Origin of the sequence: Nocardia sp. NPDC059240 (assembly GCF_042753865.1) — a bacterium.
Classification (GTDB): Bacteria; Actinomycetota; Actinomycetes; order Mycobacteriales; family Mycobacteriaceae; genus Nocardia.
Genome location: NZ_JBHZAC010000002.1, coordinates 879,378 through 903,452, shown reverse-complemented (window position 1 = coordinate 903,452; position 24,075 = coordinate 879,378). Strand labels below are relative to the sequence as shown.

Sequence of the window (24,075 nt, the reverse complement as noted above, 5' to 3'; positions counted from 1 at the left end):
GTGCTGCAACGGGATTGCGTCGAGGTGGCATGTACCGGGCAGTGTGGTTGCGTCGCCTGCCCTACCGGACTTTCGCTGACGCGACTTGGGAGACGTGGCCTCGCCTACCGGCCCACGGACTGCACGGATCACCTTTCAGAGACTCGAGGATCTTTTGATCAGCGTTTGATGATGATTCGTGGGTTTATCGCGCACATGTGGGCGATGGCGTGGGCTGGGATCAGTTCTCGTGGGCAGACGGTGGGGCGGGAGGTGGTTACTACGGTGATGGGGCCGCGGAGGGTGATTGAGCGGATTGTTGAGTAGGGGGTGCGGGTCCAGGCGTCGGCTTGCTGAAAATCTACGGCGTCGGGGCCGTAACGGGCGGTTATGGGGAGGCCGGGGGGCACGGCGTGGGCGTAGGACTGGTTTGTTTGCCGGGAGGTGATGATGGCTACCAGGGCAAGGAATCCCGCGACTACCGCTAGGAGGGCGAGGGCTACCGTGAGGCCCAATCGGTTGTGGGCTATCAGTGCGATGCCCAGGGGCATGCCTGCGAGGATCGCGGCGGTGCGCAACAGCGGGCGCAAGGCGTGGGGGGTGTAGGCGCGAGCCATTCTGCGGGCCGTGTCGGGCGTGCAAACGAAGGTTGCAGTCGGATTGGTGATCGTCGGGATCGGCGGCAGCGGGGGGACCGTTGTTTCGTTCGCCGGTTCTCGGACCTGGCGTGTCTGGGTGATGAGTTCGATACTCCAGTCCGGGAACAGCTCTCGGGGAAAGGCGAGCAGGCCACTCCGGTAGCGCATCACCACTGCGTTTCGATCCGTGAACACGGATCGAATTTCGTTGTAGTGCATCCTCGTACGGCCACGTTGACCACTGCCGTCCAATGCGTCCGGTCCGAATCGGATGGCCGTTACCGTGCCGGGCACGGAGGTCGTTGCGGCGAGTGCGGTGTACTTCCGGCGCAGGCGGCCCTGATCCAAGGGCCGGGTTACCAGAGCCGTGACCAGGAGTACGCCGCCGAGGATCGCGCCGGGACGACCCATGAAAAGCGTGACAACCCCGGCAATGCCACCCCACAGCAGTACGGTCCACATCCAGAACGTTGGGGTGCGTAGCATTCGGGCAGCCAGTGCCGCTCCCATCCGGCTCGCGGTGTCGGACTGCACCGTGAAGACGGCGTGTGGCTGTTCCAGCGGCGGAACCGGTGGTAGCGGACCGAATTCCGTCGCGGTGGCATCGCTCGATGCTCCTGGCGGTACCTGGTCTTGCTCCCAGCCCGGAAACTGCATCGGGCTGTCTTCAACTCCACTCACCCGGTGAGCCTAGGGGTAGGCGTGTGCTCTTGCAGACCGAGCGGTCTCGTGGGCTGGGGTGGGTGTTCCAGCCCACGGTCTGGACATCAGGGCTTGGTCAGGCCGAGGGGGACCAGCTTGTCGGAGAGGCGGTCAAGGTAAGCGAGGACCTCTGCGTCCGGCTTGTCGGGGAGACCGTAGAGGACGTCGGTGACGCCTGCTTCGGCCCAGGAGGCGAGTTGGTCGGGGTTGGGTTTGAAGGCTAGGGCTACTACGCGGGGCTTGCCCTCGCGGCCTGCTTCTTCCCAGTGCTTCATCAGCAGCGAAGTGGAGGCGGAGACGTCGGATTCGGTGGGGGTGGTGATCCAGCCGTCGGCGGAGCGGGCGATCCATTTGAAGGTTTTGTCGGTGCCGCCGGCGCCGATGAGGAGGGGGATGTGGGATTGGGTGGGTTTGGGGTAGGCCCAGCTGGGGCCGAAGGAGACGAAATCGCCGGAGTAGGAGGCTTCTTCCTGGGTCCAGAGGGCGCGCATGGCTTCGATGTATTCGCGCAGGACTGTGCGGCGTTTGTTGCCGGGGACGCCGTGGTCGGTCAATTCGTCGGTGTTCCAGCCGAATCCGGCACCCAGGGTGACGCGGCCGCCGGAGAGGTGGTCCAGGGTGGCGATCGTCTTGGCGAGGGTGATGCAGTCGCTTTCGGTGGGAAGCGCTACGGCTGTGGACAGTTCGATGCGGCTGGTGACGGCGGCGGCGGTGCCCAGGGCGACCCAGGGGTCGAGGGTGCGCAGGTAGCGGTCGTCGGGGAGGTCGGCGGTGCCGGTGCCGGGGTGGTTGGCCTCGCGTTTGATCGGGATGTGGGTGTGTTCGGGGACGAAGAAGGAGTCGAATCCTCGATCTTCGGCGGCTTTGGCGGCGGTCGCGGGGGTGATGCCGCGGTCGCTGGTGAACAGGACGATGCCGAAACGCATGGGGGAGGGTCCTTTCAGAGCTGCTTGGCGGCGGAGATGCCGGCGCGGCGACCGTAGAAGCTGCCGTCGCCGAGGGAGCAACCGGAGGCGTAGCCGCCCGCGCAGATGCCGGAGGTGACGCGGCCCGCCGCGTACAGGCCGGGGATGGGGTCGCCGGAGACGTGCAGGACCCGGGAGTCCAGGTCGGTGCGCAGGCCGCCGAGGGTGAAACCGCCGGTGTAGCCGCGCAGGTCGTAGGCGCCCAGGGGAGTGCGGATCGGTTTGACCCACTCGGGCTTCTTGTTCAGGAAGGGGTCCGAGCCCTGTTCGGCGTGGTGGTTGTAGAGGTCGATGGTGGACTGCAGGGTGTTCTCCGGCAGGCCCATTTCGCTCTCCAGCTCCGCGACGGTCTCGGCCACCCAGGTGGGTGCGATGCGCAGGAACGACAGGGAGGACTGGCTTTCCATGGCCTCCTCCAGCGCGATCTCGTCGATCACCAGATACGCCTGGTTGTCCTGATTCTGCAGGACCGCCTGGCCCATGCGGCCCGCGTAGGTGTCCTCGGTGATGAAGCGCTGGCCGCGGCCGTTCACCAGGATGCCGCGGGCGACCAGTTGCGGGTCGGCCACCAGGGCGACCTCGGTGGCGTCCATGTGCGCCAGATCCGCGCCCAGGGCTTGCGCCACCTGGATGCCGATGCCGTCGTGTTCTTCGACGGTGGCGGTGGGGCGGCCGAGGATCTTGGGGGCGTACTGCTCCACCATGGCGTGGTTGTAGGCGAAGCTGCCGGTGGCCAGGACCACGCCGCGGGTGGCGCGGACGTTGACGGGTTTGCCGTAGCGGGTGGCGGAAACGCCTACGACGCGGCCGGTTTCGTCGACGATGAGGCGGCGCAGGCGGACGTCGTATTCGTGGCGGACGCCGAGTTCTTCGGCCCGCTGGGCGAGGGGCTCCATCAGCATGTAGCCGCCGCCCTTCTCGCCCAGTTTCTTGTCCTTGGTCCAGGCGAGGTGGCCGCGGGGGGCCGGCGGGACGAGATCCTTGAAGGGTGCGGCGTTTTCGCCGCCGGAGTACATCAGGCCCTGGTCGCCGGGCGGCTCGTAGCCGGGCTCACCCCAGAACTCCTCCTTGAACGGGACACCGTGGGCGACAAGCCAATCGAAGTGGTCGACGCTGCCCTGGCAGTAGTCGTGGATCTTGGCCTTGTCCACGCCGGGGCCCAGGGCCGCGGTGAGGAATTTCTCCATGTTCTCGACGGTGTCCTCGAAGCCGAGCTTCTGCTGCAACGCCGTGCCGCCACCGAGGTAGATGAAGCCGCCGGACATGGCGGCCGCGCCGCCCCAGCCGCCGGTGCGTTCCAGGACCAGGACGTCGGCACCCGAATGTGCGGCCTCGATGGCCGCGCACACCCCGGCTATACCGAAGCCCACGACCACCACATCGGCCTCGTGGTCCCAGGTTTCGACGTCGCTGGCCTGTAACGGCCGGACGGTTGCGGTTTCCGCCATGTCTGTGAATTCCTTACTGCGGGTAGGGATTACTTCTTCTTGTCCTTGGCCAGCGTCTTGCGAATCGCGCCGTCCAGCTTGGTGGCGGCGGGCCAGCCCACGTAGTGGGCCAGGAACACCGCGATCTCGCGCAATTGGTCCGCGTCGAGTTCGCCGTTGCGCAGGGCCGCGCCGACCTGGATCTCGGCGATCTCCGCATGTCCTTGCGCGGTAATGGCTCCGAGCAGCAACAGGCGGCGGTCGCGCAGGGACAGGCCGGGGCGATTCCAGATATCGGCGAACAGGTGGTCGACGGTGACCTCGAAGAACGGGTCGCCTTCCAGGTTCGGGAGGTCGAAACCGTAGACCTCCGACATCTTCTTCAGGCCCGCCTGCCGGACCTCGGAGGGCTGCTGCTCGGTCATAACTGCTCCTTTGCGATCGGGCCGGGACCTACGCCGAGTCCGTCACCCAGGTCGTGCAATGCGTGTTGTGCCAGCGGCAGATTCACATCCAGCCGGGTGGCGAGATCCAGGGCCAGGGACAGGTCCTTCTCGCCGAGATCGCGGACGTGGCCGAGGATGGGGAACCAGAAATCGTCGGGCTCGACGGGGGCGGTGGTCTTGCGCAGCATGATCGCGCCGGGACCGCCGGTGTGCGAGTCGGAGTGGCGGACCACCTTGCCGAGGGCGGCGATGTCGAGTCCGGCGGCCTCGGCGAGGCGCTGGGCTTCGGCGGCCGCGGTGAAGGCGACGAAATGCAGCAGGTTGCGGGCCAGCTTCATGCGGGTGCCCGCGCCGACGTCACCGGCGTGGATGACGAGGGAACCGAAGCGGGAGAACGGTTCTCGGACGGTTTCGAAGGCGGTCGCGCTGCCGCCGACCATGACGGCCAGGGCGCCGCGCTGGGCGGCGGGAGCGCCGCCGCTGATCGGGGCATCGACGAATTCGATCCCGTGCGAGGCACATTCGGCGGCCAACTCGACGGCGGTGCGGTCGCTGATCGTGGAGTGCACGGCCACCACGGTGCCGGGTTTCGCGGTTTGCAACAGGTCGGTGACCACGGTGCGGACCTGATCGTCGTCGAGGACCACGATCGAGATGACGCGGCAGGATTCGGCGAGTACGGAGGGGTTTTCGGCTGCTTGCGCTCCGGCGTCGGTGAACGGTTGCACTGCGTCCGGGCGCATATCGCACACCACCAGCCCGCCCGGCCAGTCGGTCAGTCGTTGAGCCATCGGCGCGCCCATATTGCCGAGGCCGATGAAACCGATCGGGAAGTCGCTCACGGCCGGAACACCTGCCCGCCATCGACATTCAGGACCTGCCCGGTCACCCAGGCGGCATCGTCGGACAGCAGGTACAGGCAGGCCCCGACCATGTCTTCGGTGGTGCCGAGCCGCTTCAACGCCATCTGCTTGACCAGCTGATCGACGAACTGCTCCGGCACGATGCTGCGGGTCGCCTCGGTATCGGTCGGGCCGGGCGCGATGGCGTTGACGCGGATCTTGGAGTGGCCCAGCTCGTGCGCCAACTGCTGGGTCAGGCTGTTGATTCCGGCCTTGGCCAGCCCGTAGAAGCCGGAGTAGGTCCAGGCGGCGGTGGAGGATTGGTTGACGATCGAGCCGCCGCCCGCCTTGGCGAGGTGCTTGTAGACCGCGCGGGTCATGTTCAGTGCGCCGTCCAGATTCACGGCCATGAACTTCTTGTAGTAGTCCCACGGCACGGTGAGCAGGATGTCGAGCTTCATATCGCCGTAGATGGCGGCATTGTTGACCAGGTGGTTGATGCCGCCGAACTCGGCGACGGTGAAATCGGCTACGGCCTTGGCGGATTCGGGGTCGGCGACGTCGAGTTGCGCGAAGACGGCGGTGCCACCGTTCGTGGTGATCTCCTTGGCGGTGGCCTCGCCCAGTTCGGTGTTCAGGTCGGCGACAACGACTTTCGCGCCTTCGGCGGCGAGTGCGCGCGCGTACGCCGCGCCGATGCCGCGGGCGGCTCCCGTCACGATGATCGACCTGTCGGTGAAACGGCTCATGTCGGTACTCCTCAGCAGCCGGTCGCGATGAGTTTGGTCTCGGTGTATTCCTCGAAGCCGAGGACGCCCATTTCCCGTCCGATGCCGGACTGCTTGTAGCCGCCGAAGGGCGCGTCGGCCGAATACCAGATGCCGCCGTTCACGCTGAGCGTGCCGGTGCGGACGCCATTGGTCACCGCGCGCAGGCGCTCGGGATCGCGGCCCCAGACCGAGCCGGACAGGCCGTAGGGGGAGTCGTTGGCGATGCGGACGGCGTCCGCGTCACCGTCGAACGGGATGACGGTGAGGACCGGGCCGAAGATTTCTTCCTGGGCTACCCGGGAAGAGTTCGGCAGGCCGGTGATCAGGGTCGGTTCGATGAACCAGCCGGCGGTTTCGGGGCGGTTGCCGCCGGTGACGATGGTGCCGCCCTCGGTGCGGGCGAGTTCCAGATAGCGTTCGATGCGGGCCAGTTGGCGTTCGGAAATGACGGGGCCGCAGACGGTTCCGGGCTTGGCGGGGTTGCCCGGCTTGATGTTCGCCAGGGTGCGCGCCGCTGCTTCGACCGCCTGATCGTGGTGTGCTCTGGGAACCAGGAGCCGGGTGCTGATCGCGCAGCCCTGGCCCGCGTGCACGCAGACGCCGAAGGCCGCGTAGCTCGCCGCCGCCGCGATGTCCGCGTCGTCGAGCACGATGAACGCCGACTTGCCGCCGAGTTCCAGGAAGACCTTCTTCAAAGACGCTGCCGCCGTGGTCATCACGGCCTTGCCGGTGGCGGTGGAGCCGGTGAAGGAGATCATGTCCACGCGTGGGTCGGCGACCAGTTGCGCGCCCAGTCCGTGATCGTCGGAGGTGACGATATTGACGACACCGGCGGGAATATCGGTGTGCTCGGCGATGATCCGGCCCACCGCGGCCGCGCACCAGGGGGTGTCGGGGGCGGGTTTGAGGACGACGGTGTTGCCGGCGGCCAGGGCCGGGCCGAGCTTGGCGAAGTTGATCTGGTGCGGGAAGTTCCAGGGGGTGATGGCTCCGACCACGCCGATGGGTTCGCGGCGCAGGGTGCGGGAGCTTTTGATGCCCATGGGGGAGGCGATGCCGAGATCGGTTTCCCAGGCATAGGTTTCGGCGAGGTCGGCGAAGTAGGCGAGGTCGGCGACCGGGCCCTCGAGTTGGGGGCCGCTGGTCAGCATGCGGGGTGCGCCGGCCTCGGCGATGGTGATTTCGCGGAGGGCCTCGATGTTGTCCTGCAGGGCATCGCGGAGTTGGCGGAGACCTTTGGCGCGGACCTTCGGATCACGCGACCAGTCGGTGGTGTCGAAGGATTGCCGGGCCGCGGCTATCGCCGCGTCCATGTCGGCCGCGTCGGCATTGGCGGCCAGGCCTAAGGGTTGCCCGGTAGCCGGATTCGACGTGCTGAACACGCCGCCGCCGCCCGGCGTCAGCTTGCCGTCGATCAGCAACCGCGAACCGGTCTCGGGTACGAGATCGCTCGGGCTCATAGGTAGCTCCCATGCTGTCCGGACACGTGTACGGACTATATGTACGTAGCTCGGATACGCGCAAGAACATGTTTCAGTTCTGGACACCGCGTCCGCGCTCGGTTTCGGGATTCCGTTGTCAGACCATCCCGTCGCTAGTACCGTACAGACACATGTCCAGCTATGTGTCTCCGTTGCTGGAAAACGTTCGTCAGAGCCGATGAACGCGTTATCGAATACGAGGTGCAGACCTTATGACCGCAGCCTCCCTCGAGCCGCTGCTGTTCGACCCCTACGACTACCGAATGCACGAGGACCCGTACCCCGTGTACCAGCGGTTGCGCGCCGAGGCCCCGGTGTATCACCACGCGGAACTCGACTTCTGGGCGCTCTCGCGGCACGTGGATGTGGCCGCCGGATTCCGTGACGGTGCCCGGCTCTCCAGTGCCAATGGGGTGTCCCTGGATCCGGCCGCCTGGGGGCCGCACGCCTGGCGGACCATGTCCTTCCTGGCGATGGACGACCCGCGCCACCTGCGGCTGCGCAAGCTGGTCTACCAGGGGTTCACGCCCCGGCGGGTCAGCGAGATGAGCGACCGCATCCGTGAGATCACGCTGCGCTACCTCGAACCCGCGCTGGCGAGCGGCGATTTCGACTGGATCGACGCGGTTGCCGGGCAGGTCCCGATGGATGTCATCTCCGAACTGCTGGGCGTGCCGGACTCCGATCGGGCCGAATTGCGCAGGCTCGCCGATCTGCTGGTGCATCGCGAGGAGGGCGTGCTGGACGTGCCCGTCGCGGCCATGGAAGCGGCGCTGCAGCTGGCGGGGTACTACAACGACATCCTGGCGGCCCGCAAGAAGCAGCGCGGCGATGATCTGACCTCGGCTCTACTGGATGCCGAGGCGGACGGGGACCGGCTCACCGACGAGGAAATTCTCGGGTTCATGTTCCTCATGGTGGTCGCGGGCAATGAGACCACCACGAAACTGCTCGGGAATGCCCTGTATTGGGCGGGCCGCAATCCGGAGCAGTACGCGAAGGTGGCCGCGCATCCCGAACTCGTCGATGACTGGGTGGAGGAGACGCTGCGTTACGACGCGTCGAGTCAGATCCTGGCCCGGACCGCGGCCGTGGACCTCGAGTACTACGGGCGGACGATTCCGCAGGGTTCGAAGGTGCTGCTGCTCATCGGATCCGCCAATCGCGACAGTGCGGCCTTCCACGAACCGGACCTTTTCGATATCGAACGGGCGGACAAGGGCGGGCTAATCAGTTTCGGGCGCGGCGTGCATTTCTGCCTGGGTGCGCACCTGGCCAGGTTGGAGGCCTCGATCGTGTTGCGGGAGTTCGCTACCCGGGTGCGGGGGTATGGGATCGGTGAATCCGGGATCGGCCGGGTGCATTCGGTGAACGTGCGCGGGTTCGCGCAGCTGCCCGTGTCTGTGGAGGTGCGGTGATGGCACGATTCGCACCGCATCCCGACCGGCGGCCGGCGATCGTCGCGGGCGCGTCGTCCGGCATCGGCGCTGCCACGGCGGAAGCGCTTGCCGCGCTGGGTCATCCGGTCGCGCTGGGTGCGCGCCGGGTGGAGATCTGCGAGACGCTTGCCGAGAAGATCCGGGCGACCGGAGGCGAGGCGTTCGCCGGGCGGCTGGATGTCGGGGATACCGCTTCGGTCGATGAGTTCGTCAGTGCCGCCGAGGAAGCGCTCGGGCCCACTGAAATTCTGGTGTCCGGGGCCGGTGACCTCGAATTCGGTCGTGGCTGGGAAATGGATCCCGACCTGTTCGAATCCCAGGTCCGGGTGCACCTGGTCGGCGCGCAACGGCTCGCGCACCGGGTCCTGCCGGGCATGCTCGAACGGCAACGCGGCGACTTCGTGATCATCGGCTCCGATTGCGCCGTGCGTGCCCGGCCCGGCGCGGGCGCGTACAACGCGGCCAAGGCCGGCGTCGAGGCCTTCGCCACCCAGCTGCGCATGGAGTTGGAGGGCACGGGTGTTCGCTCGTCCATCGTGCGGCCCGGCCAGACCCTGACCGGAATGGGCATGCAGGCCACGCCCGAGGTGGTGGGCCCGCTACTGGAGAACTGGGTGAAGTGGGGATTCGCCCGGCACGCGCACTTCCTGCGGCCCGCTGATCTGGCGGCCGCCGTGACGGCGGTCGTATCCATGCCCCGTGGCTCGCATCTCGTCCTGGTCGAGGTGCAGCCGGAAGCTCCGATTACTCAATAGATATCGATAGATTCAGGAGGCCGTCGTGGCCTGGTCCCGTGATGAGCTCGACGAGATGGTCCGCCGCTGGGTGGACGAGAACAAACAATGTGAGGCAGCGGGGGACTGGAAACCCCTGGAGCACTTCTACACCGAGGACGCCACCTACGGGTGGAACTACGGTCCGCAACAGGAGTTCATGGCCGTCGGGCGGGACGAGATCCGGGAGATCGCGCTCGGGCAGGAGATGTTCGGGCTCGAGGGGTGGACTTATCCGTATCAGGAATTCGTGGTCGACGAGCGCAACGGGTCGGTGATCGGGTTCTGGAAGCAGGTCAACGACCAGCAGCGGGCGGATGGTCGGCCGTACTCACCCGAGGGGATCGGGGGGAGCTGGTTTCGCTATGCCGGTGATTTTCAGTGGAGCTGGCAGCGTGACTTCTTCGACTTCGGCAATGTGACAGCGCTTTTCGTGGAAATGATCTCGAACGACGCGCTTTCTTCCGGCATGCGCAAGCGCATGGAACGGTCCATGTCGGGTCAGCCGCTGCCCGGCTGGTACCCGATCGGAAAGGGGCCGGTGCCCCTGTGGTGACCAGCAGATACGAATCGCTGACCAGATCCGAACTGGCGCTGCTGGTTCCGGAACTACTGCTGTGCGGGCACCTCATCGACCGGTCCGGTATGGCGCATGTGCTGGGCGCGCTCGGGCGGCCGGGCATGACGGCGGTGGCCATCGACGAATGGCAGCTGGCCAGTCCGGTGTACACGCGGCGAATGCGCAAGGCGCTCAATATCACCGGTGACGGGGTGAGCGATATCTTCAAGGGCTTCCAGCTGGATATCGGTGCGCCACCGCAGTTCATGGACTTCCGGTTCCGGGTGATCGACCACGATCACGGGGAGTTCCATCTGGATCATTGTGGTGCGCTCGCCGATGTCGAGCCGATGGGGACCGAGTTCGTGGTCGCCATGTGCCACGAGATCGAAGATCCGACCTTCGATGCGACGGCCCTGGCCACCAATCCGTTCGCGCAGGTGCGGCCGGTGCATCGGCCGCCGCGGGTACCCGCGGATCGGAAGCCGGTGTGCGCGTGGACGGTGGTGATCGATCCCGCCCATGAACCGCCGGTCGCCCCGCCCGGTGCGGAATTGATCGCAGGATCGGAGGCGGCGGGGACGATCCTGGCTCCGATCGATCCGGATGATGACGGGATGCGGGACTATTCGGGTCCGTTGCTCAACGATCTGCGCTTCGCGGATTTCTCGCGTTCGGCGCTGATCCGGATCGCCGACGAGGTGAGTCTGCAGCACCATCTGCTCACCCTCGGGTATCGAGCGGCGGTCGAATCTCGGACGAAACCGGAAGTGGCGCTGGATATTCTGCGCAAGCAGTTCACCGGGATCGCCGGACTCACCGCCGAACGTCTGCGCACCGCCCTCGGACTCGGTGATGATTTCGCCGCCCTTGCCAAGATCTTGCGGGTGCATCCGGCGTTCAATCCAGCCGCGTACGTGGATATCGAGGTATCCAGTGAGACCACCGGCGGCGAGCAGTCGGTGGAATTGCGAATCGGGCGGGCCTGCGGGGCCGGCGATGACGGTGCCTGGGCGGCGCTGCTGGATCCAGAACATCTGCAGCCGTTGGATGCGCTGGTGCGCGGGGTGAATCCGCGCTTCTTCACTCAGGTGCGGGAGGCCACCGACTGCGCGCTCACCCTCGAGATCCGCCGGGCGGACATGCCCTTCCGGGTCGCCGACGAGGTCGCCATCACCCGGTTCAGTTCGGGGGCGGGCTTCGCCTTCGCCGACCGGGGCACGCCCCTTCCGCTCACCGTGTTGTAGCACCGACCACCAGGAGATACGGCCGTGGCCTGCAATTTCGCCGACCTCTACGAACACATCGCCGATGCCGTGCCGGATCGGATCGCCGTCATCGAAGGCGAGCGGCGGCGCACCTTCGGCGAACTCGACGCCCGTGCCAACCGGCTGGCCCATCACCTCGCGGCGGCGGGGGCGGGGCCGGGAACGCATGTCGGGTTCCATATGCACAACAGCATCGAATCGCTCGAAACGCTGTTGGGCTGCTACAAGATTCGCGCGGTGCCGGTGAATATCAATTATCGGTACCGGGCGGAGGAGCTGCGGTATGTCTACGACAACGCGGACCTGGAAATGGCTGTGCATCACCGGTGTTACGCGCCGCTGATCGAGGAGATCCGGCCGGCATTGCCGAAGCTGCGGCACACGGTGGTGGTCGAGGACGATCAGGGCGGGGCCGGGTTGTCCTCGAACTCCTTCCCCTATGAGCAGGCTCTCGAATCAGGCGCGCCAGGACGGGATTTCGGTCCGCGCAGCCCCGACGACCACTTCATCATGTACACCGGCGGAACCACCGGCCTGCCCAAGGGCGTGATCTGGCGCCAGGAGGACATGTGGCGGGTGCTGGGCGGCGGGATCGACTTCTATACCGGGGAGCCGGTCGCCGACGAATATCAGCAGTCCCGCATGGGTGCGGCCAACTCCACGCCCATGACCTGGTTCGTCCTGCCGCCGTTGATCCACGCCGCCGCCATGATGCCGACCTTCACCGCATTGTGGTCGGGCAATGCGGTGCTGTTCCAGCCGCGCTTCGATCCCGACGAGGTCTGGCGGGTGGTGGCGCGGGAGCGGCCGCACGTGCTGGTCGTGACCGGGGATGCCATCGCCCGGCCGCTGGTGGACTCCTATCGGGCCGCGCCCGTGGACGCCGCCTCGCTGATCTCCATCGGGTCGGGTGCCGCGCAGCTCACCCAGCCGGTGAAGAACGCGCTGCTGGAACTGTTTCCGAGCACGCTGGTCACCGAATCCATCGGATCGTCCGAAACCGGGTTCGGCGGTATCGGATTCGCGCAGAAGGATGACGATCCGGCCCGCGCGCCGCGGGTCACCACCGGGCGCGGCGCGCTGGTGGTGGATGACGACGGGCATCCGGTCGGTCCGGGCGCCGAGGGCTGGGTGGCCAAGACCGGGAATGTGCCGATCGGGTACTACAAGGATCCGGTCAAGACCGACAAGCTGTTCCGGACCGTGGACGGCGTCCGGATGGTCATCACCGATGATCGGGCGCGGGTCGAGGCCGACGGGTCGGTGACCTTGATCGGGCGCGGGAACATGGTCATCAATACCGGCGGCGAGAAGGTCTTTCCCGAGGAGGTCGAGTCGATCCTCAAGGCCCATCCGGCCGTGTACGACGCGATCGTCATCGGGGTGGCGCACGAGCGGTGGGGGCAGCAGGTGGCGGCGGTGGTGTCGGCGGCCAGCGGTGCGATCGACTTCGAGGCGCTGGCGGCGCATGTGCGTGCGCATCTGGCGGGATACAAGCTGCCGCGCCGGATCTGGGTGGCGGAGTCGGTGTCACGGACGCCGAGCGGCAAGCCCGACTACCGCTGGGCCAAGTCCTGCGCGGAGTCCGCCGAACCGAATTGGGAAAGTCGATGAAACCACTGACACCCGGTACTGAAACCTGTTCTAATTTTGGCGTGGAGGCGCATTCCGTACTAGGCGAACAGGTCCGCATGCCGGTGGAGATCCGGCACGCCGACGCCTGCTCGGCGCTGTTCCTGGTCGATGCCGTCGCCGCCCGCGGGCTGCTCGCCGACGCGGGGCTGCAACCGGTCACGATGCTCGGAAAGGCCGTGCTGTCACTGGCTTTCGTGCGATACGTGGACGGCGATCTCGGGCCGTACCACGAGTTCGCCTTCTCGCTGATGGCCAAGCAGCGCGGGCGCAAGAACAGCACCGGGGCCTACATCCACTGGTTGCCGGTCAATCAGAGCTTCACTTGTGAAGCCGGACAGTCGATCTGGGGCTTTCCCAAGCTGATGGCTGATATCACCATCACCCCGGCCGGTCGCGGGCATCGGTGCGAGGTGCGACTGGACGGGCAGTTGGTGATCGCCATGCGTGTCGGGGACGGCATCCCGATGCCCGGCGGCGCGGGCGGCGCGTCCATCGACGCCTACACCTCGCGCAATGGAATCCTGCGCCGCACACCGTGGGTCATGAATCCCGGCGCGGTGACCGGGCGGCCCGGCGGGACGCGCGTGGAGCTCGGCACCCATCCCGTGTCCGACCAGCTGCGGGCCCTCGGGCTGCCGAAGGGGGCCTTGTTCTCCAGCCGCATCGGCGCGCTCCGGATGACCTTCGGGGAAGCCGCCACGGTATTGCAGACCAAGGAGGTCCGATGACCCGGACGGCACTCGTCACCGGCGCTGCCAGTGGCATGGGACGCATTGTCGCGCAACGGCTCGCGGCCGCTGGATGGACCGTGGCCGCGGTCGACATGAACGGCAACGGTCTGGCGGAGACCGCCTTCCGGTCGCCGAACATGCACACCTACACCTGTGATGTGTCCGATCCCGGCCAGGTGCGTGCGGTCGTCGACAAGGTGCGCTCGGAGCTCGGCACCATCGATCGGCTCGTGCACGCCGCGGGCATGTGCCACGTGCACGCCTCCGTGCTGGATCACGATGTGGCCCAGATCCGGAAGATGATCGACGTCAACTACATCGGCACCGTCAATCTTTGTCAGGCCGTCATCCCGGCCATGAAGCAGGCGGGCGCCGGCACCGTGGTGCTGTTCGCCTCGCTGGCGGGCTGGCTGCCGTCGCCCGGGATGGCCGGGTACACGGCCTCCAAGCATGCGGTGATCGGGTTCGCCGACAGCCTCTCCTACGAACTGCACGGCACCGGGGTCCGTTTCCTGGTGCTGTGCCCGCCCATGGTGGAGACGCCGTTCCTGGATGCGGTGCGCAAGGAGAACGCCAGCGTGCTCGGCAATACCGGCGGGGCCTCGCCGGAGAGCATTGTGGACGCGCTGGAAAAGGCGCTGGCCAAGCCGAAAACGCCATTGTTCGTCTTCCCCGGGCAGGCCCGCCCGGCGTATCTCATGCGGCGTTTCCTGCCGAATATCGCCCGGTCGATAGTCCGGAGCTCGGTGCATCCCACCGAATAACCCCCGCACGTGGATGTCGGCAAGTGCTCCGCTCGACATCCGCACCCGGCGCTGGGCAGCCATGATCCTGTGGCTGCTCAGCGCCGACAATCCAGCTACCGGCCGGCAATAATTCGGTGGCGGAACCATCTCCTCGACGGGCACTGTGGGCTGTCTGCACTGCTCACGAGCACCTGTCGCGAGAGGAGATGAATGAGTTCGCGCACGTCCGCTGTGATGCTGGTTCTGCGCTATTACGGCCGGGAGATGTCCCGGCGCAAAGTGATAACGGCCCTGGGCATGCTGGGACCGGCCCTCGGAAAAACCTGTCAGCTGTATATCGCGCCGCTGCTGGTCGCGGTACTGGTCGGCAAGGTGGCCACCACCGGTGACTCCTCCCTCGGTACCGTCGGACCGTACGTCCTGGCCTTCGCCGGGGTGTTGCTCCTGTCGGAGGTGTTCTGGCGCATCGGAATCCACTTCCTCAACCGGCTCGACGCCTACGGTATCGAGAACCTCTACAACGTTGCCATGGACGAGCTGCTCGCCAAGGACGCGGCGTTCTTCCACGACAACTTCGCGGGCTCACTGACCAAGCGGTCGCTGAGCTTCGCCACCCGGTTCGAGGAGTTCGCCGACACCCTCGCCTTCGAGATCGTCTCCGCGCTGGTGCCGCTCGGCTTCGCGTGCGTGGTGCTGTGGCGCTACGACCCGATGCTGGTGGTCGCCCTGCTCGGCCTGATCGCGCTGTGCGGCGTGGTCGTCACCCCGCTCATCAAGCGGCGGCAGCGACTCGTCGACGAGCGGGAGGCCGCGGTCGCGCTGGTCTCCGGGCACGTCGCGGACAGTCTGTCGAATATGCAAGCGGTGCGGGCCTTCTCGGCCGAACCGCAGGAGGCTGCCGAACATCGGCGTCGAGTCGTGGGGCAGCGGCGCAAGACGCTGCTGTCGTGGGACTACAACAATCTGTTCATCGACACCGCGGTCATGCCGCTCATGGTGATCGTGAACGTGCTCGGCCTGCTGATCGCCCTGGGCATCGACGGCGGGCACGCCTCGGTCGAGGTGATCATCGTGGTGTTCACCTACTACTGGAACGCCACCGAGATCATGTTCCGGTTCAACCAGATCTACCGGCGCTTGGAGAGCTCCACCACCGAGGCCGCACAGTTCACCGAACTGCTGCTGGAATCGCCGACCGTGGTGGACGTGGCGCAGCCGGAGGCATTGCGGCCCAACGGGTCCGGCATCCGGTTCGAGCGGGTGGACTTCGCGCACGCGGGGGCCGCCCCCTTGTTCCGGGGGCTGGATCTGGATGTGCCGAGCGGATCGCGCATCGGGCTGGTCGGGCGTTCGGGCGGTGGTAAGAGCACCATCACCCAGCTGCTGCTGCGCATGATGGACATCGACGGCGGTGCGATTCGGATTGGCGGGCAGGATATTTCGCGGCTTCGCCAAAGTGATCTCCGCAGCCTGCTGGCCTACGTGCCGCAGGATCCGGCCATGTTCCACCGGACGCTGAGCGAGAACATTCGCTTCGCCCGGCCCGACGCCACCGATGCCGAGGTGCGCCGTGCGGCCAAGGCCGCGCACGTCACCGAATTCGCGGACGGGCTGCCCGAGGGCATGGACACGCTCATCGGCGAGCGTGGCGTGAAACTGTCGGGCGGACAGCGGCAGCGGGTCGCGCTGGCGCGCGCCATCCTGCGGGACGCGCCCATCCTGCTGCTGGACGAGGCCACCAGCGCCCTCGACTCCGAGAGCGAAATCCTGGTGCAGCAAGCACTCTGGGAGCTGATGGAAGGGCGTACGGCGCTGGTGGTCGCGCACCGGCTGAGCACGGTGGCCGATATGGATCGGCTGGTCGTGCTCGATCGCGGGCGGATCGTCGAACAGGGCAGCCACGAGGAGCTGTTGCGTGCCGAGGGCACGTACGCCTCACTGTGGCGGCACCAGTCCGGCGGTTTCCTGGGTGAGGAATTGGCCGTTCGGCCGTAACCCCTTACTTGCCTTGGAAGTTCGGCTTCCGCTTCTCGGCGAAGGCGCGAGGGCCCTCCTTCGCGTCTTCGCTGCGGAAGACCGGCAGGCCGACGCGGGCGTCGATCTGGAAGGCGTCCTCCTCGTGCATGCCCTCGGTGTCACGGATGACCTTGAGGATCGCCTGGACCGCCAGCGGCCCGTTGTTGTTGATCAGCTCGGCGATCTCCAGGGCCTTGTCCAGCGCGGTCCCGTCCGGCACCACGTGCCCGATCAGCCCGAAGTTCAGCGCCTCGGTCGCGGTGATGTGCCGGCCGGTCAGCAGCAGTTCCGCCGCCACGGTGTACGGGATCTGACGCGGCAGCCGCACCGCCGACCCGCCCATCGGGAACAGGCTCCACTTCGCCTCGGAGACACCGAATTTGGCGCTCTCACCGGCGATGCGGATATCGGTGCCCTGCAGGATCTCGGTGCCGCCGGCGATGGCCGCGCCCTCGACCGCGGCGATCAGCGGCTTGGTCAGGCGGCGGCCCTTGAGCAGGCCCGGCATCCGGGTCGGGTCGAAGGCGGAGCCCTCCGACATGCCGTCGCTGGGGCTGCGCTTGTTCATGGCTTTGAGGTCCGCGCCCGCGCAGAACGCGCCGCCCGCACCGGTGAGGATGCAGGAGCGGATCTCGGGATCGTTGTCGACGGTGTCCCACGCCTCGGTCATGATGGCCAGCATCTCGCCGGTCAGCGCGTTCTTGGACTTGGGCCGGTTCATGGTGACGATCAGCGTCGCGCCGCGCTTCTCGACCAGCGCGTGCGGCTCGGTGTTGCTGGGCGTCTCGGTAGTCGCTGCGGTCATCGCCGACCCTTCTTCCACTTTTAAGGCTGATTCCGGCACGAAACTACCCCGCACCGTTGTCCTGAACAATAACGTGTTCTAGTTTGGATCATGGTGACCGCCGTCACGGGCGGCAAGTACTGGAGAGAGTCCCATGAGCACAACGAGCAAGGCGAAGCTTCCGCCCCGCGTCACGGAATCCCTCATCAACCGGCTGACCGCCATGGTGACGGCCGGCCAGGCGGGCGAGGCTCGCGAGCCCTTCGAGATGACCGAGGTCTACACCGGCGACGTCGTCGGCTACCTGCCGCAGTCCTCGCCCGAGGACGTGGTCGCGGCCGCCGAGATGGCGCGCGCGGCGCAGAAGGAGTGGGCGGCCCGGCCGCTCAAGGATCGCCTCGCCGTATTCGAGCGTGCTCACGAGTTGATTCTCTCGGAGATCGAGACCCTCGCCGACCTGATCCAGATCGGTTGCGGCAAGGCGCGACGCATGGCCATCGAGGAGGCCTGCGATACGCCCATGGTCATCGCGCACTACCTCAAGACGGCCGAGAAGACCCTCAAGCCCAAGAAGCGCTCCGGGCCGATGCCGGTGATCACCTCCTCCACCGAGGAGCACCGGCCCAAGGGTGTCGTCGCGGTCATCGCGCCGTGGAACTTCCCGTTCGCCATCTCCATGTCCGACTCCACCCCGGCGCTCATCGCGGGCAACGGCGTGATCATGAAGCCGGACAACAAGACCGCGCTGTGCACCCTCTACGGCATCGAACTGCTGCAGAAGGCGGGCCTGCCGCGCGGACTGGTCCAGGTCGTGTGCGGCGGCGGGCCGGACGTCGGCCCCACGCTGATCGACAATGTCGACTTCGTCATGTTCACCGGTTCGACCGCCACCGGCCGCACCATCGGTGAGCAGGCCGGGCGCAACCTCATCGGCTGCAGCCTGGAACTCGGCGGCAAGAACCCGATGATCGTGCTCGACGACGTCAACCTCGACGAGGCCATCCCGTCGGCCATCTTCGCCGTCTTCGGCAACACCGGCCAGGCGTGCATGCACATCGAGCGGATCTACGTGCACGAGCGCATCTACGACGAGTACCTGCGCCGATTCGTCACCGCCGCAGAGGAACTCGGCAAGACCATGGGCGCCAGCTACGACTTCGACCCCGAAATGGGTTCGCTGGTCTCGGTCGACCACATGAAGCGGGTCGCCTCCCACGTCGACGAGGCTCGGGACAAGGGCGCGACCGTCGTCACCGGCGGCAACCCCCGCCCCGACATCGGCCCGGCCTTCTTCGAGCCGACCGTGCTCACCGGCGTCACCAAGGACATGGCCCACGCCACCATGGAGACCTTCGGGCCCGTGGTCAGCATCTACAAGTACGGCTCGGTCGACGAGGCGGTGGAGCTGGCCAACGACACCGCCTACGGGTTGAACGCCAGCATCTGGACCGGAAACATCGAGCGCGCAACGAAACTCGCCGAGCGCATCGAATCCGGGGCAATCAACATCAACGACGGCTTCGTGACCAGCTACGCCGCCAAGGGCACCCCGTCCGGTGGCGTGAAGCAATCGGGCGTCGGCACCCGCCACGGGGCGGCCGGTCTGCTCAAGTACACCGACACCATCAATGTCGGGGTGCAGAAGAAGCAGATCATGGCCGCCCGCGCGTCCATGCCTTACGAGAAGCAGCTGAAGTCCACCCTGGTCACGTTGCGCCTGATGCGCCGCCTGCACCTGGGCTAGCGCTGGGCCGTCAGGCTCAGCTTCGCCACGCCGATGATGTGCGATCCCATCGAGAAGGACGCCACCGTCGGCGTGGTGGCAGCGGGCAGGCCCAGGCTCGGGGTGTCCAGGGCCAGCACCGAGATCTGGTAGGTGTGGGCCTTGTCGCCCGCGGGCGGGCACGGGCCCAGGTAGCCCGGTGCGCCCGCGTCATTGGCTCCGGCCACGCCCACCGTGCCCGCCGTGAAATCCGTTGCGGTGGTGGGGATGTCCCAGTTCATCCAATGCCAGAAGCCCGCGCCGGTCGGGGCGTCGGGGTCGAACATGGTGACCGCGAAGCTCTTTGCGGCCGCCGGCGCTCCGGACCAGGCCAGGTGCGGGGCGTGGTTGGCGGCGGTGCAACCGAAGGCACCGGCGTAGAAGTCGGCGGGGAAGGTGCCGGTGGCATCGGCGGTGACGGTGAAGGTCGCGGCCGTGGCCGGAACCACCGGCCGAACCTGGACCGACGTCGGTGCCGGGCTGGTGGTCGCGGTGCTCGAATTCTGCTCGCTGCCACATGCGGTCAGCCCGGCCAGGGCCGCCACGGCGAAGGTTGCGGAAACGATGCGTGCGGTGCGGTTCATGGCGATCCTCCTCGGTGTTTCGAATGCTGAGATCAGATTCCTGCAATTCGAGACCGGCTGGGAGATCCTGCGCAGCCTGGTATCCCGCATACCACCCGGGATCGCCGCCTAGGCTGGACCGGTGAACAGTACGGAATCCGGTAAGGAGCTGGGCGCGTTCCTGCGCGCGATGCGGGAGCGGCTCGCGCCGGAAGACGCCGGGCTCGCCACCATCGGCACCCGACGCACTCCCGGGCTGCGGCGGCAGGAGGTCGCGCAGCTGGCGGCGGTGAGCATCGACTGGTACATCCGGCTGGAGCAGGGGCGGGTCGGCATGCCGGGAGCCGCGATCCTCGACGCCCTCGCCGAGGCGCTGCGGCTCACCGATGCCGAACGCGCGCACCTGCACCTCATCGCCCGCGGCGCCCAGCCGCCCGCCCGGCGCACCACGGAGCCGCCCGCCTCCCTGCGCGCCATTCTCGACGGTATGCCGTCGCTTCCGGCCTATCTGAGCGATTTCCGCCTGGACGTACTGGCCCGCAATACCGCCGCCGCGGCCCTGTTCGGCCCGGAATTCGGGCCCGGCACCAATGTGGCCCGCCTGACCCTGCTCGATCCCGCCACCCGTGCCACCCAGCTCGACTGGGACCGCATCGCCCGCGAGACCGTCGGCAACCTGCGCCGCAATCTGGCCCGGCACCCCGACGATCCGCGACTACGCGAGGTGATCGCCGGATTGCGCACGGAGAGCCCGGAATTCGCCACCTGGTGGGACGATCACGCCGTCCAGGACCGCAGCCACGGCAGCAAGCGCATCCGCCACCCCGAAGCCGGTGACCTGACCGTCCACTACGACAACCTCACCAGCCCGGACGGCGCGGACCACAGCCTCACCGTGCTGACCCCCGCCGACGCGGCCACCGAGGTGGCGCTGCGCGACATCCTCACCACCCACGCGAATCGACTGGGCGGCACCCGCCTTCGACCCGTCGCGGGCTGACCCGCTTCGTTCGCGAACTGTTCGGTTTCGTCTGCCAAGATGGCTGAATGATTGCCACCATGCTGGCGGTTGCCGTCTCGCTGACTGTCTGGGCGCTGTTCGCAGCCAAATTCGACCAGTGGCGCATCTCCGCGCCCATGCTGACGGTGTTCGCCGGTGTCGTGGTCGGGCTCATGGTGCGCGACTCCATCGGCGGCACCCTCGACACCGAGACCGCGCTGCACGCGGCGGAAATCGTGCTCGCCGTGCTGCTGTTCGTGGACGCCACCGAGGTGCGCGGCGGACTCTTCGGCCGCAATCCCGGTGCGGCACTGCGGCTTCTGCTCATCGCGCTGCCGCTGAGCCTGGCGGCGGCGGTCGGCCTCGGGATGTGGTTGATTCCAGGTACCGGCTGGGCGCTGATGCTGGTGATCGCCTGCGTGGTGGTGCCCATCGACTTCGCGCCCGCCGCCGCGATCCTGCGCGATCGGCGAATCCCGGTGCGCGTCCGCAACATCCTCAATGTGGAGAGCGGCTACAACGACGGCATCGCCTCGCCGATCATCCTGTTCGCCCTGATCCTCGCGGGAGACCTGACCCAGGATCACACCCCGATCAGTGCCCTCGGCACCGTCGGACCCGCCGCGCTCAAGGCGCTACTCGTCGGCGCGGGATGCGGTGCGGCCCTGGCCTTCCTGACCAACCGCGCCGATGCCGCGCGCCTGATGAGCCTGCAATCCAAACGCCTCATCATGGTCGCCGCCCCGCTGGGCTCCTACGCTCTGTCGGTCGCGATCGACGGCAACGGCTTCGTCGCGGCCTTCATCTGCGGCTTCGTGATCCACCGCGTCCGCAAGACCGAAGAGCATCACCGTGAACTCGAACTCATCGACGACATCGGCTTTCTGCTCACCGTGGTCATGTGGTTCGTCTTCGGCGCCGTCGCCGTCTTCACCCTGTGGGGCGGCGTGAACTGGCGTCTGCTGCTGTACTGCGCGGGCGTGCTGACCGTCGTGCGCATCGTGCCGGTCATGCTGTCGCTCATCGGCTACCGGCTCACCTGGATCGAGAACTTCCTCATCGCCTGGCTCGGCCCGCGCGGCACCACCTCGATCGTCTTCGGCCTGCTGGCCTTCAACAAACTCCGCGAGGATCGAGCCGAACTGGCCCTGACAGCAATGGTGATCACGGTGCTCGGCAGCGTTCTCCTGCACGGCCTCGGCTCCCCGTTGACCGCCCGCGGCTATCGCCGCCGCATGGCCAAACGTTGAAAACCCCCGGATACGAGTAAGGCCCTGACCGGAAAACCGGCCAGGGCCTACTGCTGTGTCTCAACCAACACGTCGGGGTGACAGGATTTGAACCTGCGACCTCTTCGTCCCGAACGAAGCGCGCTACCAAGCTGCGCCACACCCCGTGATGCGAACCTGGAGTAGCTTAGCGCACCCGTTGTCCAGGTGTTAAATCGGCTGGTCAGATGCCCTAAAGGAGACGGAAAGAGGCGAACATTTTACGCGCGGAATCGGCGGTGACCGAGTGATCGATGCCCGTGTCGGCGACGATCGCCAGCACCAGTGATCCCTTGCCCGTGGTGCCGACGCTGATGGCGAAGGTGTAGACGGAATAGGTCGTGGCGCAGCCGGCGGGCGAGGTGAACGCGCCGCTGGTCTCCAGGAAGATGCCGTGCAGATTGCCGTCGGTGGTGCTGAGTTGTTGCGGCGCACCCGCGGTCAGCGAGGTCTTGGCCGCGTAGCCGATGCGAGCGGAGTGCGCGCCGACATCGGTGGCCGCCGCGGTCGCGTCGTCGATATTCGAATTGCTCAGGAACATGGTGGTGCGGGTGTTGTCGGTGCAGTAGTCCACACCGTCCTGTGCGTAACCCACGGCGGGAATGCTGTCGCTGCTGGTTCCGAAGATCGTGATGCTCTGATCGATGCCCCAATCCTTGGGAATGTCCCACGCGGCCTTCAGATCTTTGGGCACATCGACCTGGTAGCCCGAAATTTGCGGCGTCAGCGTGGACTGCGGTGCGGTGGTGGTGGTCGGGTGCGGTGACGTGGTGGCGGGCTTGGTGGTGGAGCTCGCGGGTGCCGCCGAGGTGCCCGAATCATGCGTCACCACCACGATCGCCACGACCGTGACGACGACCACCACCAGCGCGCCCACGGCCGCGAGTAGCCAGATTCGACCGCGACCGGGCGGGGGAGCGCCGCCGGGAGGCATGGGCGGGAACATGTTCGGACCCGACAGATACGGGTTCTGCACCGGTGGAACGGGATTAGGACCAGCCTGGTACGGCCTCGGCCCCGTCGCATACGGATTCGGCGCGGAGACATACGGATTCGGGCCGGAGGAGTGCGGATTCGGCCCGGAAACTTGCGGATTCGGCCGTGGATACGGTGGCTGCGGTGGCGGGTTGGGCGGGCTCGGCCGTCCGCCCACCGGTCCCTGCCACCAGTCCCCGCTGGAGGTGGTCCGCTCCGGGTCGATGTTTCGGTCGTCGTTTCCACTGTTCATCGTCTGACCCCCTGTCTGACGAGTTGTGCTGTCGCCCTTATTGAATCGGGCGGATGCTGGCGAGGATCTTCTTGGCCATGGTCGCGTCGACCGCCTGGTCCACCCCGGTGTCGGCCGCGATCGTGAACACGAACGCGCCGTTGTCGCCGGGGAAGGCGAAGGTGTAGACGGAGAAGGTCGAGGCACAGCCCGCGGCCGCCTGGGTGGTGCCCTTGGTCTCGAGGTAGATGCCCTGCAACTGCTCGTCGGAGGAATGGAACGACTCCGGCGCGCCGGAGGTCGTACCGCTGGCCCCGGACCAGCCGATGCGACCCAGCCGCGTGCCGATATCGGCGGCCGCCTTGGCCGGATCCGACTCCCCGGACTGGGTCAGAAAGATGTTGGTGCGCACATTGTTCGGGCAGTAGTCGCTGCCGTCCTGCGCCAGCCCCGCCACCGGAATGGCGTCCGCGCCGGAACCGAACGAGCTCTGCCCGCTGCGATCCACCTTCCAGCTCTGTGGAATGTCGTATGCCGCACCGTTGTCCGGGATCACCACCACCTGGTAGCCGGGAATCACCGCGGCGGGTGTGGAAGTCGGCTTCGGACCGGTGGTCTTGGTGGCCGTCGGACGGTTCGACCCCGTCGGCTTGGCCGTGGTCGAGGTGAGCGCGCTGATCAGCGACGGTGTGGTGTTCGACTTCGCCGCCGGCTCAGCGGAATTCCGGTTCACCAGCGCGACGACCACGACCGCCGCGACGATCGCCAGCACCAGCGCACCCAGGCCCGCGAACAGCCACCCGCGGCCCTTGCCGCCACCGGGCGGTGCCGGAGGCGGGGGATAGTAGCCGGGCGGCGGCGGGCCGAACGACTGCGTCGGCTGGTAGCTCGGCTGACTCCACGCCGGCTGCGGGGCAGGCGGATACACCGGCTGCTGCTGCCAGGCCGGCTGCTGGGTCGTTTCGCCCTGCCACCAATCGGGTTGCTGCCGACCGGGCTCGTTGCCGCGGTCGTTTTCATTGGTCACGGTTGCCCCCTGACTGACGACTACATACCGCGTTATGTATCGCGGCA

Annotated in this window: 22 protein-coding genes and 1 tRNA gene; 11 read left to right on the top strand and 12 right to left on the bottom strand. The window is 67.0% G+C overall.

Translation table 11 applies throughout. From position 1 onward, the window contains the following. Window positions 1–158: 158 nt before the first annotated feature. The 7 genes from ACFXHA_RS09860 to ACFXHA_RS09830 all read right to left on the bottom strand — a co-directional run bounded on the left by ACFXHA_RS09860 (window position 159) and on the right by ACFXHA_RS09830 (window position 7,229). Entirely contained in the window at window positions 159–1,298 is a 1,140-nt protein-coding gene (locus ACFXHA_RS09860) for a hypothetical protein (protein WP_379354833.1), read from the bottom strand. 86 nt (window positions 1,299–1,384) lie between these two features. After that, on the bottom strand, window positions 1,385–2,245 hold the full coding sequence (locus ACFXHA_RS09855) for an LLM class F420-dependent oxidoreductase (RefSeq protein ID WP_379354831.1): 861 nt from the start codon (window positions 2,243–2,245) through the stop codon (window positions 1,385–1,387). Between the two features lie 14 nt (window positions 2,246–2,259). Then, window positions 2,260–3,732, bottom strand: coding sequence for an FAD-dependent oxidoreductase (locus tag ACFXHA_RS09850; RefSeq protein ID WP_379354829.1), 1,473 nt, complete (start codon window positions 3,730–3,732; stop codon window positions 2,260–2,262). Window positions 3,733–3,761: 29 nt separating this feature from the next. Continuing rightward, complete coding sequence (locus tag ACFXHA_RS09845) at window positions 3,762–4,136, bottom strand: carboxymuconolactone decarboxylase family protein (protein ID WP_379354827.1); 375 nt, start codon at window positions 4,134–4,136, stop codon at window positions 3,762–3,764. Next, window positions 4,133–4,960, bottom strand: coding sequence for an NAD(P)-dependent oxidoreductase (locus ACFXHA_RS09840; protein ID WP_379355055.1), 828 nt, complete (start codon window positions 4,958–4,960; stop codon window positions 4,133–4,135). Before ACFXHA_RS09840 ends, ACFXHA_RS09845 begins: the two co-directional genes overlap by 4 nt. A 35-nt stretch (window positions 4,961–4,995) precedes the next feature. After that, window positions 4,996–5,748 (bottom strand): SDR family oxidoreductase, encoded by a 753-nt coding sequence (locus tag ACFXHA_RS09835; RefSeq protein ID WP_379354825.1) that lies wholly within the window; start codon window positions 5,746–5,748, stop codon window positions 4,996–4,998. 11 nt (window positions 5,749–5,759) lie between these two features. Next, a complete protein-coding gene (locus tag ACFXHA_RS09830) occupies window positions 5,760–7,229 on the bottom strand; it encodes an aldehyde dehydrogenase (RefSeq protein ID WP_379354823.1) in 1,470 nt (489 codons plus the stop codon). A 233-nt stretch (window positions 7,230–7,462) separates the two neighbouring features. Between ACFXHA_RS09830 and ACFXHA_RS09825 the strand changes: the two genes are divergently transcribed. The 8 genes from ACFXHA_RS09825 to ACFXHA_RS09790 all read left to right on the top strand — a co-directional run bounded on the left by ACFXHA_RS09825 (window position 7,463) and on the right by ACFXHA_RS09790 (window position 16,396). Continuing rightward, the gene (locus ACFXHA_RS09825) at window positions 7,463–8,668 is read left to right on the top strand and encodes a cytochrome P450 (protein ID WP_379354821.1); all 1,206 of its coding nucleotides are present in this window, start codon (window positions 7,463–7,465) and stop codon (window positions 8,666–8,668) included. After that, window positions 8,668–9,444: an SDR family oxidoreductase gene (locus ACFXHA_RS09820; RefSeq protein ID WP_379354819.1), complete on the top strand. Its 777-nt coding sequence runs from the start codon at window positions 8,668–8,670 to the stop codon at window positions 9,442–9,444. Before ACFXHA_RS09825 ends, ACFXHA_RS09820 begins: the two co-directional genes overlap by 1 nt. Before the next feature lie 55 nt (window positions 9,445–9,499). Next, the gene (locus tag ACFXHA_RS09815) at window positions 9,500–10,018 is read left to right on the top strand and encodes a nuclear transport factor 2 family protein (protein WP_379355053.1); all 519 of its coding nucleotides are present in this window, start codon (window positions 9,500–9,502) and stop codon (window positions 10,016–10,018) included. After that, window positions 10,012–11,268: a hypothetical protein gene (locus ACFXHA_RS09810; RefSeq protein ID WP_379354817.1), complete on the top strand. Its 1,257-nt coding sequence runs from the start codon at window positions 10,012–10,014 to the stop codon at window positions 11,266–11,268. The genes ACFXHA_RS09815 and ACFXHA_RS09810 overlap by 7 nt, the downstream gene beginning before the upstream one ends. A gap of 24 nt (window positions 11,269–11,292) precedes the next feature. After that, window positions 11,293–12,903, top strand: coding sequence for an acyl-CoA synthetase (locus ACFXHA_RS09805; RefSeq protein ID WP_379354815.1), 1,611 nt, complete (start codon window positions 11,293–11,295; stop codon window positions 12,901–12,903). Between the two features lie 41 nt (window positions 12,904–12,944). Next, a complete protein-coding gene (locus ACFXHA_RS09800; RefSeq protein ID WP_379354813.1) occupies window positions 12,945–13,652 on the top strand; it encodes an acetoacetate decarboxylase family protein in 708 nt (235 codons plus the stop codon). Continuing rightward, the gene (locus tag ACFXHA_RS09795; RefSeq protein ID WP_379354811.1) at window positions 13,649–14,419 is read left to right on the top strand and encodes an SDR family NAD(P)-dependent oxidoreductase; all 771 of its coding nucleotides are present in this window, start codon (window positions 13,649–13,651) and stop codon (window positions 14,417–14,419) included. Before ACFXHA_RS09800 ends, ACFXHA_RS09795 begins: the two co-directional genes overlap by 4 nt. Window positions 14,420–14,611: 192 nt before the next feature. Further along, the gene (locus tag ACFXHA_RS09790) at window positions 14,612–16,396 is read left to right on the top strand and encodes an ABC transporter ATP-binding protein (protein WP_379354809.1); all 1,785 of its coding nucleotides are present in this window, start codon (window positions 14,612–14,614) and stop codon (window positions 16,394–16,396) included. A gap of 4 nt (window positions 16,397–16,400) precedes the next feature. Here the strand turns inward: ACFXHA_RS09790 and ACFXHA_RS09785 are convergent, their stop codons facing one another. Then, window positions 16,401–17,222 (bottom strand): crotonase/enoyl-CoA hydratase family protein, encoded by an 822-nt coding sequence (locus ACFXHA_RS09785; protein WP_379354807.1) that lies wholly within the window; start codon window positions 17,220–17,222, stop codon window positions 16,401–16,403. 133 nt (window positions 17,223–17,355) lie between these two features. On the opposite strand from ACFXHA_RS09785, the gene ACFXHA_RS09780 reads away from it, so the two are divergent. Beyond that, window positions 17,356–18,945, top strand: a complete 1,590-nt coding sequence (locus ACFXHA_RS09780) for a succinic semialdehyde dehydrogenase (protein WP_379354805.1) — start codon at window positions 17,356–17,358, stop codon at window positions 18,943–18,945. On the opposite strand, the gene ACFXHA_RS09775 is transcribed toward ACFXHA_RS09780, so the two are convergent. After that, window positions 18,942–19,547, bottom strand: coding sequence for a YbhB/YbcL family Raf kinase inhibitor-like protein (locus ACFXHA_RS09775; RefSeq protein ID WP_379354803.1), 606 nt, complete (start codon window positions 19,545–19,547; stop codon window positions 18,942–18,944). The genes ACFXHA_RS09780 and ACFXHA_RS09775 overlap by 4 nt on opposite strands. Before the next feature lie 121 nt (window positions 19,548–19,668). On the opposite strand from ACFXHA_RS09775, the gene ACFXHA_RS09770 reads away from it, so the two are divergent. After that, window positions 19,669–20,526, top strand: a complete 858-nt coding sequence (locus tag ACFXHA_RS09770; protein WP_379354801.1) for a helix-turn-helix transcriptional regulator — start codon at window positions 19,669–19,671, stop codon at window positions 20,524–20,526. Between the two features lie 47 nt (window positions 20,527–20,573). After that, window positions 20,574–21,776, top strand: coding sequence for a cation:proton antiporter (locus ACFXHA_RS09765; protein ID WP_379354799.1), 1,203 nt, complete (start codon window positions 20,574–20,576; stop codon window positions 21,774–21,776). A 72-nt stretch (window positions 21,777–21,848) separates the two neighbouring features. Here the strand turns inward: ACFXHA_RS09765 and ACFXHA_RS09760 are convergent. The 3 genes from ACFXHA_RS09760 to ACFXHA_RS09750 all read right to left on the bottom strand — a co-directional run bounded on the left by ACFXHA_RS09760 (window position 21,849) and on the right by ACFXHA_RS09750 (window position 24,028). Next, window positions 21,849–21,922 (bottom strand) — tRNA-Pro (locus ACFXHA_RS09760). Between the two features lie 65 nt (window positions 21,923–21,987). Next, window positions 21,988–22,770, bottom strand: a complete 783-nt coding sequence (locus tag ACFXHA_RS09755) for a hypothetical protein (RefSeq protein WP_379354797.1) — start codon at window positions 22,768–22,770, stop codon at window positions 21,988–21,990. Between the two features lie 289 nt (window positions 22,771–23,059). Beyond that, entirely contained in the window at window positions 23,060–24,028 is a 969-nt protein-coding gene (locus tag ACFXHA_RS09750) for a hypothetical protein (RefSeq protein ID WP_379354795.1), read from the bottom strand. Between the last annotated feature and the right edge of the window lie 47 nt (window positions 24,029–24,075).